Origin of the sequence: Mycobacterium novum (assembly GCF_010726505.1) — a bacterium.
Classification (GTDB): domain Bacteria; phylum Actinomycetota; class Actinomycetes; order Mycobacteriales; family Mycobacteriaceae; genus Mycobacterium; species Mycobacterium algericum.
The window spans coordinates 2040062-2054781 of the sequence record NZ_AP022562.1; the positions used below are offsets into that span (position 1 = coordinate 2040062).

The following is a 14720-nucleotide window of genomic DNA, read 5'->3' on the forward strand; positions in this document are numbered from 1 at the left end:
ACCACGATGACTGGCCTCCGTGTGCTCTACCCGCAGGTGGCGCGGGAACTGAACAGACCTATCGACACCCTCAGCCGTATCGGTGACCACACCGCCTTCTACGGTCGTGCCCTTGCGGGTGTGCCGCACGCCGCTACCGGCTACCGCCGCGAAGTCATTCGACTCATCGCCGAAATCAGCATGGGCGCAGGAACCTTGGCGATGATCGGCGGCACCGTAGTTATCGTCGGATTTCTCACCCTCGCCGCCGGGGGAACGCTGGCGGTACAGGGCTACAGCTCGCTTGGCGACATCGGCATCGAAGCCCTGACCGGCTTCCTGGCGGCCTTCATCAATGTCCGGATATCTGCTCCGGTAGTCGCCGGCATCGGGCTGGCCGCCACATTCGGCGCAGGCGTGACCGCCCAGTTGGGCGCCATGCGGATCAACGAAGAAATCGATGCGTTGGAGACCATGGGAATCCGCGCTGTCGAATACCTGGTGAGCACGCGCATTGTGGCCGGCATGGTGGCGATCACCCCGCTCTATTCGATCGCCGTGATCCTGTCGTTCGCGGCCAGCAAGCTGACCACGGTGGTGATGTTCGGGCAGTCGGCAGGACTGTACAACCACTATTTTGGGACGTTTCTCAACCCCAAAGACCTGTTGTGGTCGTTTCTGCAGGCAATCCTGATGGCCATCGCGGTGCTGCTCGTGCACACCTACTTCGGGTACTTCGCCAGCGGCGGGCCGTCGGGCGTGGGTGTGGCCGTGGGCAACGCCGTCCGGACATCGCTCATCGTCGTAATCTCCGTGACCCTGTTGGTGTCGCTGTCCGTTTACGGCTCCAACGGCAACTTCAACCTGTCCGGTTAGAGCGGCGTGATGGCAACGACTTCGCGCGTCAGACGATCCCTGACGGGACTGGCCACCGTGGCCGTCGCGGCGGCCACGGTCGCCCTCGCGGTAGGGCTGTTTCGGGGCAGCTTCGCCAGCACCGTTCCCGTCACCGTGCTGTCCAGTAGGGCCGGCCTGGTCATGAACGCCGACGCCAAAGTGAAACTGCACGGCGCACAAGTCGGTTCGGTGAGATCGATCGAGTCGTTGCCGGACGGACGCGCCGCCTTGCACCTTGCCATGGACCCGGCGTACATGGACGTCATCCCGGCCAACGTTCGGGTCGACATTGCCTCTTCGACGGTGTTCGGCTCCAAATACGTCGAGCTGATTCCGCCGGCAGATCCAGCTACCGGCTCGCTGCAGCGCGGCCAGGTGCTGCACGGCGACCATGTCACGGTCGAGATCAATACGGTATTCGAGCGGCTGTCGCAGGTTCTGTCGAGAATCGAACCCACCAAGCTCAACGAGACGCTCGGAGCCTTGTCGACGGCGCTGGACGGCCGAGGTGATCGGATCGGGCAGATGATGGCCGACCTCGATGCGTTTCTGGCCCGGGTCGACCCGAGCCTGACGGCCATGGAGCACGAACTCTCCGTGGCACCCCGCGTGGTCGAGGCGTACGCCGACGCGGCACCCTACCTGGTCACCACGGCCGACGCGGCGACCCGAATGAGCGATGTGGCGGTCAGCGAACAACACCATCTCGACGCTCTGCTGATCAGCGTGATCGGCCTGGCCGACACCGGCAACGACGTCGTCGGCACCAACCGCCGGGCGATCACCGACACCATGGCACTGCTCGGCCCGACGACCGATCTCACCAACCAGTACCACGAGGCGTTGACCTGCGGGCTGGGCGGAGCCGTCCAGTTGGCCAACGCCCCGGGGACCCCACTCCCCGGTGGCCTTCTTCTCCAGACGGTGGTCCTGGGCCAGGAACGCTACCGGTATCCGCAGAATCTGCCCAAGGTGGCCGCGACAGGCGGACCGCAGTGCACGGATCTGCCCAAAGTCGGGTTCCAGAAGCGCCCGCCGTTCGTGATCACTGACGTCAACGCCAACCCGGCGCAATACGGTAATGAGGGCATCCTGCTGAACTCCGACGGCCTCAAGCAGTTGCTGTACGGGCCGATCGACGGACCACCACGCAACAGCGCACAGATCGGGCATCCCGGATGAGTGGGTCCGGGAAGACCGCCGTCAAGCTCGGTGCGTTCGGGATCACCATGGTGCTGCTGACGGCGGCTCTGCTGGTGATCTTCAGCCAGTACCGGTCCGGTTCCACCAACGCCTATTCCGCGGTGTTCCAAGATGTCTCGAGCCTGAAATCCGGTGACTCGGTGCGGGTCGCCGGTATCCGGGTCGGCACCGTTCGGAAGGTCGCCTTGCAGTCGGACAACACCGCATTGGTGGCTTTCGATGCCGACGATAACGTCCGGCTCACTGAGAGCACGAAGGTCGCGGTGCGCTACCTCAACCTCGTTGGAGACCGCTACCTCGAGCTCATCGACGACCCCGGCCCTGCCCAGATCCGGCCACCGGGATACCGCTTCGGAACCGAGAGAACCGAGCCGGCCCTCAACCTGGATCTGTTGCTCGGTGGCCTCAAGCCGGTTATCCAGGGCCTCAACCCCGACGATGTCAATGCGTTGACCAGCTCGTTGATCCAGATCTTGCAGGGGCAGGGCGGTGACCTGGAGTCGCTGTTCGCCCGGACGTCGTCGTTCACCAACGCGGTGGCCGACAACGGGCAGACTGTCGAACGGCTCATCGAGAACCTCAACGACACGCTGGGTGTGCTGGCCAAGGACGGCAAGAAGTTCTCCCATGCCGTCGACGGCCTTGAGCGTCTGGTGAGCGGACTTGCCCAGGAGCGTGACCCGATCGGTGAGGCGATCACCGCACTGGACAACGGAACCGCGTCGCTTGCCACCCTGCTCACCGAGGCGCGACCACCGCTGTCGGGAACGGTCGATCAGCTGACCCGGCTGGCCCCGCTGCTGTCGAACGAAACCGACCTCGCCAGGCTCGAGCTGTTGTTGCACAAGACACCCCAGAACTACCGCAAACTGGTGCGACTCGGCTCCTACGGCAGCTGGCTGAACCTCTACATCTGCGGTGTCTCCGTCCGGGTGTCCGACCTGCAGGGCCGCACCGCCCACTTTCCCTGGGTGATCCAGCAGACCGGAAGGTGCGGAGAACCCTGATGCTGAAGTACCGTGACTCTGCGCTCGTCCGCACCGGGCTCGTCGGCCTGGTGCTGATGGTGCTGATCATCCTGGTGGGACTGCACACCAAACAGCTTCTGGCGATGGCGACGTCGATCCGCTACCAGGCGGTCTTCGCCGAGGCAGGCGGGCTGTCCGCGGGCAACAACGTGAAAGTGGCCGGGGTCAACGTCGGCGCGGTGTCCGGCGTCGAACTCGACCATGGCAGAGCGCTGGTCACCTTCGCCGTGGACAGCAAGGTTCGACTCGGCAAGGACACCACGGCGCACGTCGGAATCGGAACACTGCTCGGAGAACGCGTTTTGGTGGTCGAACCGCGCGGCAGCGGCAGCATCGGCGCGCGCGGCGTCATCCCGCTGTCACGCACCGCCTCGCCCTACTCGTTGACCGATGCGCTCGGCGAGTTCACCTCGAACACCGCCGCCACCGACACCGCGGCCCTCAACCAGTCCCTGGACACGTTGTCGGCGACCGTCGAACGACTCGCGCCGCAGCTGGCCCCGACCTTCGACGGGATCAGCCGGTTATCCAGGTCGCTGCACAACCGCAATGAGTCCCTGGCCGGTCTGCTTACCACCGCATCCGATGTCACCGGGATCCTGTCCGAACGCAGCGACCAGGTCAACCGGCTCATCCTCAACGCCGACGAACTGCTCGGCGTGCTACAGGACCGCCGCCGTGCGATCGTCGACCTGCTTGCCAACACCACCGCGGTGGCTCAGCAGCTTTCCGCTCTCGTCGACGACAACGAGCAACAACTGGCTCCCACCCTCGAGCAGCTCAACAAGGTATCGGCGATGCTCGAACGAAACCGCGACAATTTGACGAACACCCTCAAAGGCCTGGCCAAATACCAGCTGACGCAAGGCGAAGCGGTCAACAACGGATTCTATTACTACGGCTTCGCCTCCAACCTGCTGCCGGGGCCGGCGATCCAGCCCTTCCTCGACTACGCGCTCGGGTTCCGCCGCGGCGTCAACGCCGGGCAGCCGCCCGACAACGCCGGCCCTCGCGCAGAGTTTCCCTTCCCCTACAACGGCATTCCGGGAGGTTCGCGGTGATCGCCGGCAGACCGCTGAGGTCGGTCAGAAAGCTCCTGGTGATGGTCGTGGTGGCGCTGGTGGCGGCAGGTGCCGGGTATCTCGGCTATCAGAAGTTCGCGGGCGCCAGGGCCATCATCGCCTACTTCAAGTCGGCGACCGCGATCTATCCCGGCGACGAAGTCCGAGTGGTCGGCGTGCGGGTAGGCACCATCAAATCCATTGAGCCGCTGGGAACGCGGGCCAAGATCACCCTGTCCGTGGATCGCGGCGTACCCGTACCCGCCGACGCAAAAGCCATCATCGTGGCACCCAACCTGGTGTCGGCACGCTATGTGCAGCTGACCCCCGCATACGGGTCGAGCCCGCAGGCGAGCGGCGCCACCATGGCCGACGGTGCCGAGATCAGCGAGGACCGCACCGCCATTCCGGTCGAATGGGACGAGATCAAGGAGCAGCTCACCCGTCTCGCCGCCGAGCTGGGCCCGTCCAGCGGGGTGTCACACACGTCGTTGGGCCGCTTCATCGACACCACCGCCGACGCCATGGCCGGAAACGGCGACAAACTGCGCGAGACCATCACGCAACTCTCGAGTGTCGGCCGCATCCTCGGCAACGGCAGCGGCGACATCGTCAGCGTCATCAAGAACCTTCAGGTCTTCGTCACCGCCTTGCGTGACAGCAACACCCAGATCGTGGAATTTCAAGACCGCCTGGCCGATGTCACCAGCGTGATCGAAGGCAGCCGCTCCGACCTGGACTCGACCATCAGTGAGCTATCCGGTGCAATCGGCAAGGTGCAGCGCTTCATCGCCGGCTCCCGGGATCAGACCGCCGAGCAGATCCAGCGACTGGCGAACGTGACGCAGGTGTTGGCCGACAACAGCATGGTGGTCAAGAACGTCCTGCACGCCGCACCGAACGCCCTGGTCAACGGCTACAACATCTACAACCCCGACACCGGCGGGCCCCGCGGCTCCTTCGCGATGAACAACTTCTCGAGCCCCGTCGCCACGATCTGCTCTGCGATCGCAGCGGTGGAGAATGCCACCTCGGAGACATCCGGTAAGGCGTGTGCGCAGTACCTCGGCCCGGCGCTGCGTCTGATGAACTTCAACTATCTTCCGCTGCCGTTCAACGCCTACCTGGGTCCTGCCCCGAAGAACGTCATCTACTCCGACCCGAAACTCGCACCGGGCGGAGCAGGGCCTGCGCCGGTCCCGGCCGAGATACCGCCCGCGGTGTCGGCCTACACCGGGGCCGGCGACGTACCGCCGCCGCCCGGGTGGACCGATCCACCGCACCCGCCGGGGGCCTACGCTCCCAATGGCTTGCCCGCCGATCCCCACCCGGCCCTGTACCCGGGCGCACCCGTGCCGCCCGGAGTCCCGGCCGCGCCCCCGGCGCCGGCGGCATCGGATCTTCCCGGGTTGCTGCTGCCTCAAGCCGGACTGACATCGCCGGGAGGCGCGCCGTGAGGACGACCTGGAGGCGAAGATGGGCGGCTGTCGCATGCAGCGCGGCTCTGCTGTGCTCCGGCTGCTCCTTCGAGGGCCTCAATTCGCTGCCGCTTCCCGGGACGGTCGGAACCGGCTCCGACGCCACCACCTACCACGTACAAATCGCGAATGTCGGCTCATTGGAATCGAATTCACCGGTGATGGTAGGTGACGTGATAGTCGGGACGGTCCGCAGGATGGTCGTCGACAACTGGCGGGCCAACATCGAGATCTCGGTCAGACCCGACGTGACCATTCCCGCCAACGCGGTCGCGAGGGTGGGGCAGACGAGCCTGCTCGGATCGATGCATCTGGCGTTGGATCCCGCCGTGGGCGAGCCTGCGATCGGACGATTGCGTCCCGGTGCGACCATCCCGATCTCGAAGTCCTCAACGTACCCCTCCACCGAGCAGACCCTCTCGTCGCTGTCGGTGGTGGTCAATGGTGGCGGCCTCACCCAGATCGGCGACATTGTCCGCAACTTCTCCGCAGCGCTCGACGGTCGACAGGTTCAGATTCGTGATCTGCTGGGTCGGATGAACACCGTCGTGACTATGTTAGACACCCAGCACGACAACATCATTGCCGCTATCTCATCGCTGAACCGCCTCGCTGAAACGTTCGCGGGTCAGCGCGACGTCCTCACTGCCGCCTTGGACCGCATCCCGGCGGCGCTCGACGTGCTCAACAAGCAGCGACCGCAGCTGACCACCGCCCTGCGGAAGATGGGCGACTTCAGCTCCACCGCAACGCAACTCCTCAACGACTCGCATGCCGACATCGTTCACAACCTCAAGAATCTCGAACCGACGGTGCGAGCGCTGGCCGATGTCGGACCCGACTTGGCCACCGCTCTGGCGTTTCTGCCGACGTACCCGTATACGCAGGAGTTCATCGACCGGGGTATCCGCGGTGACTACATGAATCAGTTCATCGTGTTCGACTTCACGATTCCCCGTTTGAAGAGCGGAATACTGCTCGGCACCAGATGGGGCGAACCGGGCGCCTCGCTGGTCCCGGCGCCGGGGGACCCCTGGTACTCCACCTACACGCGGGATCCGCTCAAGGCCCCGGTGGCCGAGCTTCCGAGTGAGGTGGCGACCGCCCCACCGCTCGTCGGCCCCCCGATGGACACCTCTGCGGCGCCCTTCGACCCCAGCCAAGGCGGCAGTTGATGTTGACGCGTTTCGTCCGAAATCAGTTGATCATCTTTGCGATCGCCTCGGTGATCGGTGTCGGGACCATGGTCTTCGTCTACCTGCAGGCGCCCGTGCTGCTCGGGCTGGGACGCATCTCGGTGAAACTTCAACTGCCCTCCACCGGTGGGCTGTATCAGTTTTCCAACGTGACCTACCGGGGAGTCGAGGTCGGTAAGGTCACCGATATCCGGCCCACCCGTGGTGGTGCCGAAGTGATGATGTCGCTGAAGCCATCGCCGAAGATCCCCGCCGACTTGCAGGCCAATGTGCGCAGCGTCTCGGCGGTCGGTGAACAGTACGTCGATCTGGTCCCGCGTACCGACAGCGGGCCCTATCTCAGAAACGGGTCCATCATCAGCGCCGCCGACGCGTCGCTGCCGAAACCGGTCGGGCCGATGCTTGATCAGATGAACGCCCTGGTCGGCAGTATCCCGAGCGGAAAGCTCGGCGTCCTACTCGACGAATCCTTCAAGGCGCTCAACGGAACCGGCAACGACCTCGGTGCCCTATTCGAGTCGTCCAGCCGACTCGCGGCCGAACTCAACGGCGCGGCGGACAGTACCCGCTCCTTGATCGACCACAGCGCCCCGCTGTTGGACGGTCAGGCCGAAAGTACCGGCGCCATCCGGACATGGGCGCGCAGTCTGGCCGGTATTACCGAGCAGATCGCCGCGCGCGATTCGCAGGTGCGGACCATCCTTCGCACCGGTTCCGGCGCCGCGGATGAGGCCTCCCGGCTGCTCGATCAGATCAAGCCGACGCTGCCGGTGCTGTTGGCCAATCTCACCACGGTCGGCCAGATCGGCCTGACCTACCATCCGTCGATCGAACAGCTGCTGGTGTTGTTACCGCCCTATCTGGCCGCCACCCAGTCCTACGGGTCGTCGCTGAACAACCCGACCGGCATGGCGCTGTCCGAATTCAGCCTCACCCTTGGTGACCCGCCGGCCTGTTCGGTCGGATTCCTGCCCCCCTCGTCGTGGCGTTCGCCGGCGGATCTCAGCGATGTCGACACCCCGGACGGGCTGTACTGCAAACTGCCGCAGGATTCCGCCATCGGCGTGCGCGGGGCGCGGAACTTCCCGTGTATGGCCCAGCCCGGCAAGCGTGCGCCCACTGTTGAGATTTGCGAGAGCGACCGTCCTTACGAACCTCTGGCGATGCGCCAGCACGTGACGGGGCCGTACCCGATCGATCCCAGCCTCATCGCGCAGGGCATTCCCCCGGATGACCGGATTACCTTGGGTGAACAGATTTTCGGGCCCGTCGAGGGCACACCCATGCCCCCTCCGGACGCGGCCGACGGAAGCCCGTCGCCGGCTGTTGAGATGCCGATCACCCCGCCCACTGCGCCGGGCGAGGGCGCGCCTGCGGCAGCGCCCAGCGGGTACGCCCCGGGCGCAGCGGGACCGTCGGTGGCCGTTGCCACCTACAACCCGCGGACCGGACAGTACGCGGCGCCCGACGGCAAGGTGTACAGCCGGACCGACCTGGCTCGGCCGGCCGCGCAGAGCTGGGAAGACCTACTGCCGAAGTGAGGCGTTGCGCTCGCGGGTGGGTCAGCCGATCTTGACGAGCTTGAACGGCATATTGATGTACACCGGCTTGTTCACGCCGCATGCGCCACTGGGACCGGTAGTGATGTCCTCGCCCGTCAGTGTGGTCGATGCCGGGTCCGCATACGCACCCTCGGGCGTCATCGCCTTGAACCGGAAAGTCTGCAACCCCGGGGCGCTTCCGCCGTCCGGGCAGGGAATCCAGTTGTCGATAGCGTGTTTGACGTACCAGACGTTGCTCTGCTGGTAAATCGGTGCCGTCCAGCCGCCATCACTCTGCACGGTGCCGGTGCATTCACCCGGGTAACTGCACTGCGTGGTGATCGCCCAGGTGCTGCGTCGGCTCTCCTGCTCGTAGAAGACCTCGTTCTTACGCGCCCACTCGCCGTTGGAGGTGGCGGCGTAGGTGCCGTTGAGGCCCCAGTCCGGGTGGTCGGCCGCCGCTATCGCACCGGTGGAGACGGCGTTGAGCATCGCGACGGCGGCGATCGTCGCGAGTGCGGGCGCACGCAACATTGCCCCTCCTCGGACAGGCACGGAAACGGAGGTGCTCTGAAGTAAACACCGACGGTGGCCGCCGGCGGTCCAACCTGTCCGCTGAGTGGACCATCGGTGTCTGCCGGGCCCGGGGCCCTGACAGAGTGCCGGGGTATGCGGCGAACAGCGGTATTGGTTGCAGCAGCCGTGATCGCGACGTTGGCGGTCCCGGTTCGCGCCGACGCGGACCCCGTCTCCTGTGACGATCCGGCGTGCGTACCCGGGATCACCCCGGGTGTCACCCTCGGCGCGCCGTGCCCCGACACGGACTACTACGTCTTCGGGACTGCGGTCGCGGGCCCGTCCATCCAGCCCGGGAGGCTGGTGTTCTGCGGGTCACCGCGCCGCTACGAGCCGCGGTACTTCCGCTCGCCGTCCATGGCCGGAGTCAAGCAGTTGGACTCGAGCTGTGAAGGCTACGAGAACTGGGTCGCACAGGCTCCCGACGGACTGTTCCTGAGCTGCCAGTCCAAGAACGGCGCCCCGCGGTGGAGGCGTGGTGATACGTAAGCTTGCGCTGCTGCTGGGCGGTGCCGGTGGGCTCGCCGCTGCGGTGGTTGCGCACGCGGACACACCGACGTCGCACCACGTCGTCTATACCGTCACCGCTGCCGCCCCGGTGACAGCGGAGATCTATTACCGCGATGTCGATCCGCCCACCTGGGCTGACTACAGCCACAACCCGTATGAATTCAGCCCAATGGCTCGCGTCGAAGTGGGCCCGGGACAGCCCTGGGTGCTCCACGCCACCTTGACCGACCCGCAGCGCTGGGCGATGGTGACCGCGACGAGCGGCCGACTGTCGGCCGCCCCGATGTTTCACTGCGAGTTATCGGTGAACGGGGCAGTGGTCGCCACCGCGGACGGCCCCAAGGGCGCGCTGTGCGCCCTGCGGCACTGGTGATCCGCCGCTGAGCCCGCCCACTGGGTGGGAATCGGGCGATCGACCGGCAGCGCTCGGGATTACGGTGCCTACGCCGGCCCGCGAACGGCCGGCCCGGCAATGAAGGGAAACCGGTGGGCGGTATGTCGAAAACCGGGACGCTGGTGGCATTGGCGGAGGCCGAGGCCGCCGAAGCCGAAGCAGTGGCGGCGAAGGCGCGCGCAAGGGTGATCCGGTTGCAGGAGGAGGAACAGAACGCCGGCGATGACGGAGATGTCCAACCGCGCCCCGATCACCGTGCCGTCGAGCCAGGCCTGTCGCGGCTCGCCCGGGTCCGGGAACTGGCGCTCGCTCGGAGACGACCGGCCGCGGTAGCGGTCGTGGTGTGCAGCTGTGCCCTGTTGGTCCTCAGTGCGTTGATGGTCCAGCAGCACCGGCGCGCACAGGCCGATCAGCGGCACCGCGCTGAGTTCGTCGCGGTCGCACGGCAGGTCGTCGTCACCTTGATGTCGATCGACTACAACGACGCCGAGGGCAGCGTGCAGCGCATCGTCGACAACTCCACCGGCCCCTTTCGTACCGAATTCCAGGGCGCTGCCGACGACTTCGTCAAAGTATCCAAAGACGCGAAGGTGACCACCAAGGCCACGGTCAACGCCGCCGCCGTCGAGTCGATGACACCGGATTCGGCCGTCGTGCTGGTGGCTGCATCCTCGACGGTGAGTAACGCCGCAGGCGCGGAGGACGCTCCGCGGCGGTGGCGTCTCACGGTGGACCTGCAGCGTGAGGGAGATCAGATCAAGATGTCGAAGGTCGAGTTCGTACCGTGACGGTGAACGAGACCGCCGAGCTTGCGGTCACCGACGGCACCGGCACCCAGGTCGGTGCGGCCGACGAACCGACGGCGGCGCCCGGTCTGGCGGCCCGAACCACGGCTGCGCTCATCGCACGCTGGCAGATACTGGCTCTCGCGGCACTGCTGTCGTCGGCGACGGTGTTGGCTGGAGTGCTCTACGCCACCGCCCACCGCCCCGATCGCCAGTCTGATGCCGCGGCCGCGCAAAGCGCGATCGACGCGGCATCGTCGGGGACGGTGGCGTTGCTGTCCTATGCGCCCGAGACCCTGGATCGCGACATGGACAGGGCGCGGGCCTTGATGACCGGTGGCTTTTCGACCTACTACGGAAAGTTCACTACCGATGTGGTCGCTCCGGCCGTGCGGACGAAGGGGATCAAGGCATCCGCTCAGGTGCTGAACGCGGCTCTGATGGAGATCCGGTCGAATGAGGCGAAGGTGCTGGTGTTCCTCAATCAGGAGACCGTCAGCCGCGATCGGCCCGAACCCGCCCTCACCGCCAGCAGTGTGGTGGTCAGCCTGACCAAGACCAACAACGAATGGCTCGTCTCCGCACTGGACCCGGTATAGCGTCAGGCGTTGGCCTTCGGCCTGATGAAGACCCCTTCCGCTTGCACGGTCACGCCACCCTGCGCATCGAGGATGTGGCCCGCAGCGAAGGTCTTTCCGCGTTCCTCGCGTTCTACCCAGGCTTCGGCCCGCAACCGGCCCAGTGGCGTGGGCGCGACGTAGCGAAGAGTCAGTGTGCCGGTGAAGGCCGGCGCCCCGGCGCGATGGGCGGTCGCACCCAGCAGGTGGTCGAGGATCAGCGCGCACATGCCACCGTGCACCTGCCCGGGCGGGCCTTCATAGGCCGCACCCAGAGCCAGATCCGTTGCGACTCTGTCAGTGTCGTCGCGTTGAATGATCAGCGGAGGGGCGATCGCATTGCGCAGGCCAATCGCCACGTTGCCCCACGGCAGGTATCGGCCATCGCCGGTGCTGGGAACACCGAACGGTTTGGGATCCAGCCGGGTCCCGAGTAGCGCGGTGGCTTCCTCGATCAGCGCGTGCGCCCGGCGGGCGTCGTCCGCATCGGCATCGCTACGAATCGCGACGTCGATGAGCTCGCGCACCGACTGCGTCAGCGGACCGAAGACGGCCTCGCCGAGCTGCACCTCCTCCGGGGTGACGTGTCGGCTCACCTGCTGGCCTCCGGCGCGGCCATGTCGAGTGCGGCGAAGTGGCTGAACAACATGGATGCTCCGATCGGGTTGCCACCACCCGGGTAGGTGGTTCCGCTGACGGCCGCCATGGTATTGCCGGCTGCGTAAAGCCCCGGAATCGGGGAGCCGTCGGCGGCGAGCACCCGGGCACGTGTGTCGGTCCGCAACCCGCCTTTGGTGCCCAGATCCGAAAGGCCGAAGGCGGCAGCGTGATACGGCGGCGTATCAATGGGGGCCAGCGGTGAGGCACCCTCAGTGAACATCCGGTCGTAGGCTTCGTTTCCCCGGCCGAAGTCCTCATCGGTGCCCATGGACGCAAACTGGTTGAAGCGCGCGATCGTGGTGATCAGATTGCCTGCCGGCACGCCGATGGCCGCGGCGAGGTCAACCAGATTATCCGCGGTGTGCCACAGTCCGGCCGTGCGGTAGTCAGCGGCGTCGACCATTGACACATTGGTGGCGCCCACCGGTGGGATGTCGCCGGTGCGGTCGTCATAAACCATCCAGAACGGCAGCGTTGCGCCACCGGCATCGACCTGGCGGAGCACTTCGCGGCCAAGCCGGTCATAGGGGGCCGACTCATTGACGAATCGGCGGCCGTCTTGGTTGACGAAGATGCCCGCGGTGAACCACAGCGCGAATGCCGCGCGTCCGTCCGGGTGAATCATCCCGGGGGACCACCAAGCCTGGTCCATCAGATCGACGGCCGCGCCGACCGCCATGGCTGCCCGGTGGGCGAGTCCGATGTTGCCGGGGGCGCCCATCGTGTCGTTCGCGCTGCCAGGCACTGCGTACTGGGCGCGCATCGCCGCATTCTGCTCGAAGCCGCCAGAGGCGAGCAGGACGCCGCGCCGGGCCCGCACCCGCACGGGGGTGCCGTCGCGCTCGACCACCGCGCCGACCACCCGGCCGTCATCGACGGTCAGCTCGATGAGCGGGGCATTGCGCCAACAGATGGCGTTCGGCAGCTTGTCGAGCGCGGCCAGAAACCGGCCGACCAGGGCGCGGCCGCCGACCAAGAGATCGGGCGCCGGGGAACCAAGGCGTTCGGTATCGAGCGGTCCGCGCACCAACCCGGTGTAGCGTCCGAGACTCTGGTCGGGCAGCGGCACCGGGACGGTGTGGCGGAGGCCGTCGTTACGGGCACCAGGAACCGAGCCGTAGTAGTCCGGCCAGGGAAACGGCGCGAACTCGAATCCCGGGTCCTGCTCCAGGTATTCGATGAACCCGGCGCCACCGCGGACATAGGCCTCCTGAAGATCGTGCGGAGTGCGGTCGCCGACAACCGCGTGAAAGTACTGTAGGGCGGCGTCGATCGTGTCGTCGGTCCCGGCGCGTTGCAGTGCCGGATTGCACGGGTACCAGACGCCGCCTCCGCCGGAGTAGGCGGTAGTGCCGCCGAATTGGTCGGTGGATTCGACCAGGAGCACCGAAAGTCCTTCGCGGGCGGCGGTATAGGCGCCGGCGATACCGCCGCCTGAGCCGGCGACGATCACCTCGAAGTCGAAGTCAGGCATGGCGGCCACCGTCGAACCCGCCGTACCCACCGCGATAGAACAACAGCGGCCCCCGATCAGCGTGGGCTCGCAGACCGGTCACCCGCGCCACCACGATGGTGTGGTCGCCGGCCGCGTGTTCGTATTCCACGTCGGCCTCGACCGAGGCGAGGGTGCCCTGCAGGGCGGGTGCTCCGTTGCCGCCCGGAACCCAACTCACCCCGGCGAATATATCGATTCCGCGGGTTGCGAACTGTGCGCATACGGCCTGCTGGTGTTCGGAGAGGATATTGACGCACAGGGCGCCCACTTCGCGGATCAGGGGCCAGCTGCTGGAGGTGTTGGCCGGACAGAACGAGATATAGGGCGGATCCAGCGACACCGACGTCACTGACTGGCAGGTGAACCCCAGGGGACGGCGCCCGTCATGGGCCGTGATGATCGCCACCCCGGTGCAGAAGTGCCCTAGGACACGACGCATCTCCGGACCGAGCGGCGTGAGCAGTTGACCGCCGTGGGCTCTGGTTCCTGTGTCGGGCATGCCTCTCCTCGCGGGCGGTCTTCTCTGCTTGCTACCTTCGGGCCCGAGCAGCCCCGGCGCAACACGGCTTCCCGATCAGCGGTAGTCGCGGTCTTTACGCGGTGCCGGAGGTTGTTAGCCTTGTGCAGTGAGCGAAGCCACCGACAATGTTCCTGACGGATTGAGCGTGTCGCCCACCGGCTGGGCGTTGCTGGGGATGCTGTCGGGCGGCGATGAGCTGTCCGGGTACGACATCAAGAAGTGGTTCAACTGGACGGTCCGGTTCTTCTACTCCAGTCCGGCGTACAGCCAGATCTATTCGGAGTTGAAGCGGCTTGAGCAGCGAGGTCTGGTCACCTCTCGCGTCGACGCCGGTGTGCGCAGTCGCCGGATGTATCGGATCACCGATCCGGGACTGACCGCGGTGACCCGGTGGGCGAATGACGAGCCGGTGGAGCCGCCCACTCTCAAGCACAACCCGTTGCTGCGGGTAATTTTCGGACACTTGATGAACCCCGGCCGGCTGCGAGAGGTCCTGACCGCGCACGTCGCACACGTCGAGCAGATGCACCAGGCCGCGTCGACCGAGGCACGCTGGACTGGTGAGGAGCCGGCGTGGGCCTACGCGCGGCTGGCCCTGCGGTGGTCGGAGGATTACTACGCTGCCGAGCGGGAATTGGCGCTGCGGATGATCAAAGATCTGGATGAGGTCGATGAGGTCTTCGCCAAGGGTGCCCAAGGCGGCACCAAGTTCCCGGTGCGCGACTACTGGTATGAGGTCGAACGACGTATCGTCGCCGAAGACGACCAGGGGTAGGGATA

At 66.1% G+C, this 14720-nt stretch carries 16 protein-coding genes; 12 read left to right on the forward strand and 4 right to left on the reverse strand.

Features of this window, described 5'->3' with window-relative positions; translation table 11 throughout:
• The first annotated feature begins 6 nt into the window (after positions 1-6).
• Genes G6N19_RS09455 through G6N19_RS09485 form a run of 7 tightly spaced genes read left to right on the forward strand, consistent with a single transcriptional unit; the run spans position 7 to position 8383 of the window.
• Positions 7-855: an MlaE family ABC transporter permease gene (locus G6N19_RS09455; protein WP_041319252.1), complete on the forward strand. Its 849-nt coding sequence runs from the start codon at positions 7-9 to the stop codon at positions 853-855.
• 9 nt (positions 856-864) lie between these two features.
• Positions 865-2058 (forward strand): MCE family protein, encoded by a 1194-nt coding sequence (locus tag G6N19_RS09460; RefSeq protein WP_041319248.1) that lies wholly within the window; start codon positions 865-867, stop codon positions 2056-2058.
• On the forward strand, positions 2055-3086 hold the full coding sequence (locus tag G6N19_RS09465; protein ID WP_013831205.1) for an MCE family protein: 1032 nt from the start codon (positions 2055-2057) through the stop codon (positions 3084-3086). The genes G6N19_RS09460 and G6N19_RS09465 overlap by 4 nt, the downstream gene beginning before the upstream one ends.
• The gene (locus tag G6N19_RS09470) at positions 3086-4168 is read left to right on the forward strand and encodes an MCE family protein (protein ID WP_013831204.1); all 1083 of its coding nucleotides are present in this window, start codon (positions 3086-3088) and stop codon (positions 4166-4168) included. Before G6N19_RS09465 ends, G6N19_RS09470 begins: the two co-directional genes overlap by 1 nt.
• Positions 4169-4209: 41 nt before the next feature.
• Positions 4210-5625 (forward strand): MCE family protein, encoded by a 1416-nt coding sequence (locus G6N19_RS09475; RefSeq protein WP_193466353.1) that lies wholly within the window; start codon positions 4210-4212, stop codon positions 5623-5625.
• Complete coding sequence (locus G6N19_RS09480; RefSeq protein ID WP_408632493.1) at positions 5604-6821, forward strand: MCE family protein; 1218 nt, start codon at positions 5604-5606, stop codon at positions 6819-6821. Before G6N19_RS09475 ends, G6N19_RS09480 begins: the two co-directional genes overlap by 22 nt.
• Complete coding sequence (locus G6N19_RS09485; protein ID WP_193466198.1) at positions 6821-8383, forward strand: MCE family protein; 1563 nt, start codon at positions 6821-6823, stop codon at positions 8381-8383. The genes G6N19_RS09480 and G6N19_RS09485 overlap by 1 nt, the downstream gene beginning before the upstream one ends.
• 21 nt (positions 8384-8404) lie before the next feature.
• Here the strand turns inward: G6N19_RS09485 and G6N19_RS09490 are convergent, their stop codons facing one another.
• Complete coding sequence (locus G6N19_RS09490) at positions 8405-8917, reverse strand: Rv2253/PknI dimerization domain-containing protein (protein ID WP_013831200.1); 513 nt, start codon at positions 8915-8917, stop codon at positions 8405-8407.
• 135 nt (positions 8918-9052) lie between these two features.
• Here G6N19_RS09490 and G6N19_RS09495 point away from each other — a divergent pair, with 135 nt between their 5' ends.
• From G6N19_RS09495 to G6N19_RS09510, 4 genes are all read left to right on the forward strand, one after another.
• The gene (locus G6N19_RS09495; protein WP_193466199.1) at positions 9053-9448 is read left to right on the forward strand and encodes a hypothetical protein; all 396 of its coding nucleotides are present in this window, start codon (positions 9053-9055) and stop codon (positions 9446-9448) included.
• Complete coding sequence (locus tag G6N19_RS09500) at positions 9438-9842, forward strand: hypothetical protein (RefSeq protein WP_193466354.1); 405 nt, start codon at positions 9438-9440, stop codon at positions 9840-9842. The genes G6N19_RS09495 and G6N19_RS09500 overlap by 11 nt, the downstream gene beginning before the upstream one ends.
• 122 nt (positions 9843-9964) lie before the next feature.
• Positions 9965-10651, forward strand: coding sequence for a hypothetical protein (locus G6N19_RS09505; protein ID WP_193466200.1), 687 nt, complete (start codon positions 9965-9967; stop codon positions 10649-10651).
• Positions 10648-11247: a hypothetical protein gene (locus G6N19_RS09510; RefSeq protein ID WP_193466201.1), complete on the forward strand. Its 600-nt coding sequence runs from the start codon at positions 10648-10650 to the stop codon at positions 11245-11247. The genes G6N19_RS09505 and G6N19_RS09510 overlap by 4 nt, the downstream gene beginning before the upstream one ends.
• Positions 11248-11249: 2 nt before the next feature.
• Here the strand turns inward: G6N19_RS09510 and G6N19_RS09515 are convergent, their stop codons facing one another.
• The 3 genes from G6N19_RS09515 to G6N19_RS09525 are packed head-to-tail and all read right to left on the reverse strand — an operon-like array spanning position 11250 to position 13919.
• Positions 11250-11861: a PaaI family thioesterase gene (locus G6N19_RS09515; RefSeq protein WP_013831196.1), complete on the reverse strand. Its 612-nt coding sequence runs from the start codon at positions 11859-11861 to the stop codon at positions 11250-11252.
• Positions 11858-13399 (reverse strand): FAD-binding protein, encoded by a 1542-nt coding sequence (locus G6N19_RS09520; protein WP_193466202.1) that lies wholly within the window; start codon positions 13397-13399, stop codon positions 11858-11860. Before G6N19_RS09520 ends, G6N19_RS09515 begins: the two co-directional genes overlap by 4 nt.
• Complete coding sequence (locus tag G6N19_RS09525) at positions 13392-13919, reverse strand: flavin reductase family protein (protein WP_193466203.1); 528 nt, start codon at positions 13917-13919, stop codon at positions 13392-13394. The genes G6N19_RS09520 and G6N19_RS09525 overlap by 8 nt, the downstream gene beginning before the upstream one ends.
• A 127-nt stretch (positions 13920-14046) precedes the next feature.
• Between G6N19_RS09525 and G6N19_RS09530 the strand changes: the two genes are divergently transcribed.
• On the forward strand, positions 14047-14715 hold the full coding sequence (locus G6N19_RS09530; protein WP_193466204.1) for a PadR family transcriptional regulator: 669 nt from the start codon (positions 14047-14049) through the stop codon (positions 14713-14715).
• Positions 14716-14720 lie beyond the last annotated feature (5 nt).

Bases quoted from the DNA above. Each gene is read 5' to 3' on its own strand.
- G6N19_RS09455 (WP_041319252.1), top strand. From the start codon at position 7: ATGACTGGCCTCCGTGTGCTCTACCCGCAGGTGGCGCGGGAACTGAAC.
- G6N19_RS09460 (WP_041319248.1), top strand. From the start codon at position 865: ATGGCAACGACTTCGCGCGTCAGACGATCCCTGACGGGACTGGCCACC.
- G6N19_RS09465 (WP_013831205.1), top strand. From the start codon at position 2,055: ATGAGTGGGTCCGGGAAGACCGCCGTCAAGCTCGGTGCGTTCGGGATC.
- G6N19_RS09470 (WP_013831204.1), top strand. From the start codon at position 3,086: ATGCTGAAGTACCGTGACTCTGCGCTCGTCCGCACCGGGCTCGTCGGC.
- G6N19_RS09475 (WP_193466353.1), top strand. From the start codon at position 4,210: ATGGTCGTGGTGGCGCTGGTGGCGGCAGGTGCCGGGTATCTCGGCTAT.
- G6N19_RS09485 (WP_193466198.1), top strand. From the start codon at position 6,821: ATGTTGACGCGTTTCGTCCGAAATCAGTTGATCATCTTTGCGATCGCC.
- G6N19_RS09490 (WP_013831200.1), bottom strand. From the start codon at position 8,917: ATGTTGCGTGCGCCCGCACTCGCGACGATCGCCGCCGTCGCGATGCTC.
- G6N19_RS09495 (WP_193466199.1), top strand. From the start codon at position 9,053: ATGCGGCGAACAGCGGTATTGGTTGCAGCAGCCGTGATCGCGACGTTG.
- G6N19_RS09505 (WP_193466200.1), top strand. From the start codon at position 9,965: ATGTCGAAAACCGGGACGCTGGTGGCATTGGCGGAGGCCGAGGCCGCC.
- G6N19_RS09520 (WP_193466202.1), bottom strand. From the start codon at position 13,399: ATGCCTGACTTCGACTTCGAGGTGATCGTCGCCGGCTCAGGCGGCGGT.
- G6N19_RS09525 (WP_193466203.1), bottom strand. From the start codon at position 13,919: ATGCCCGACACAGGAACCAGAGCCCACGGCGGTCAACTGCTCACGCCG.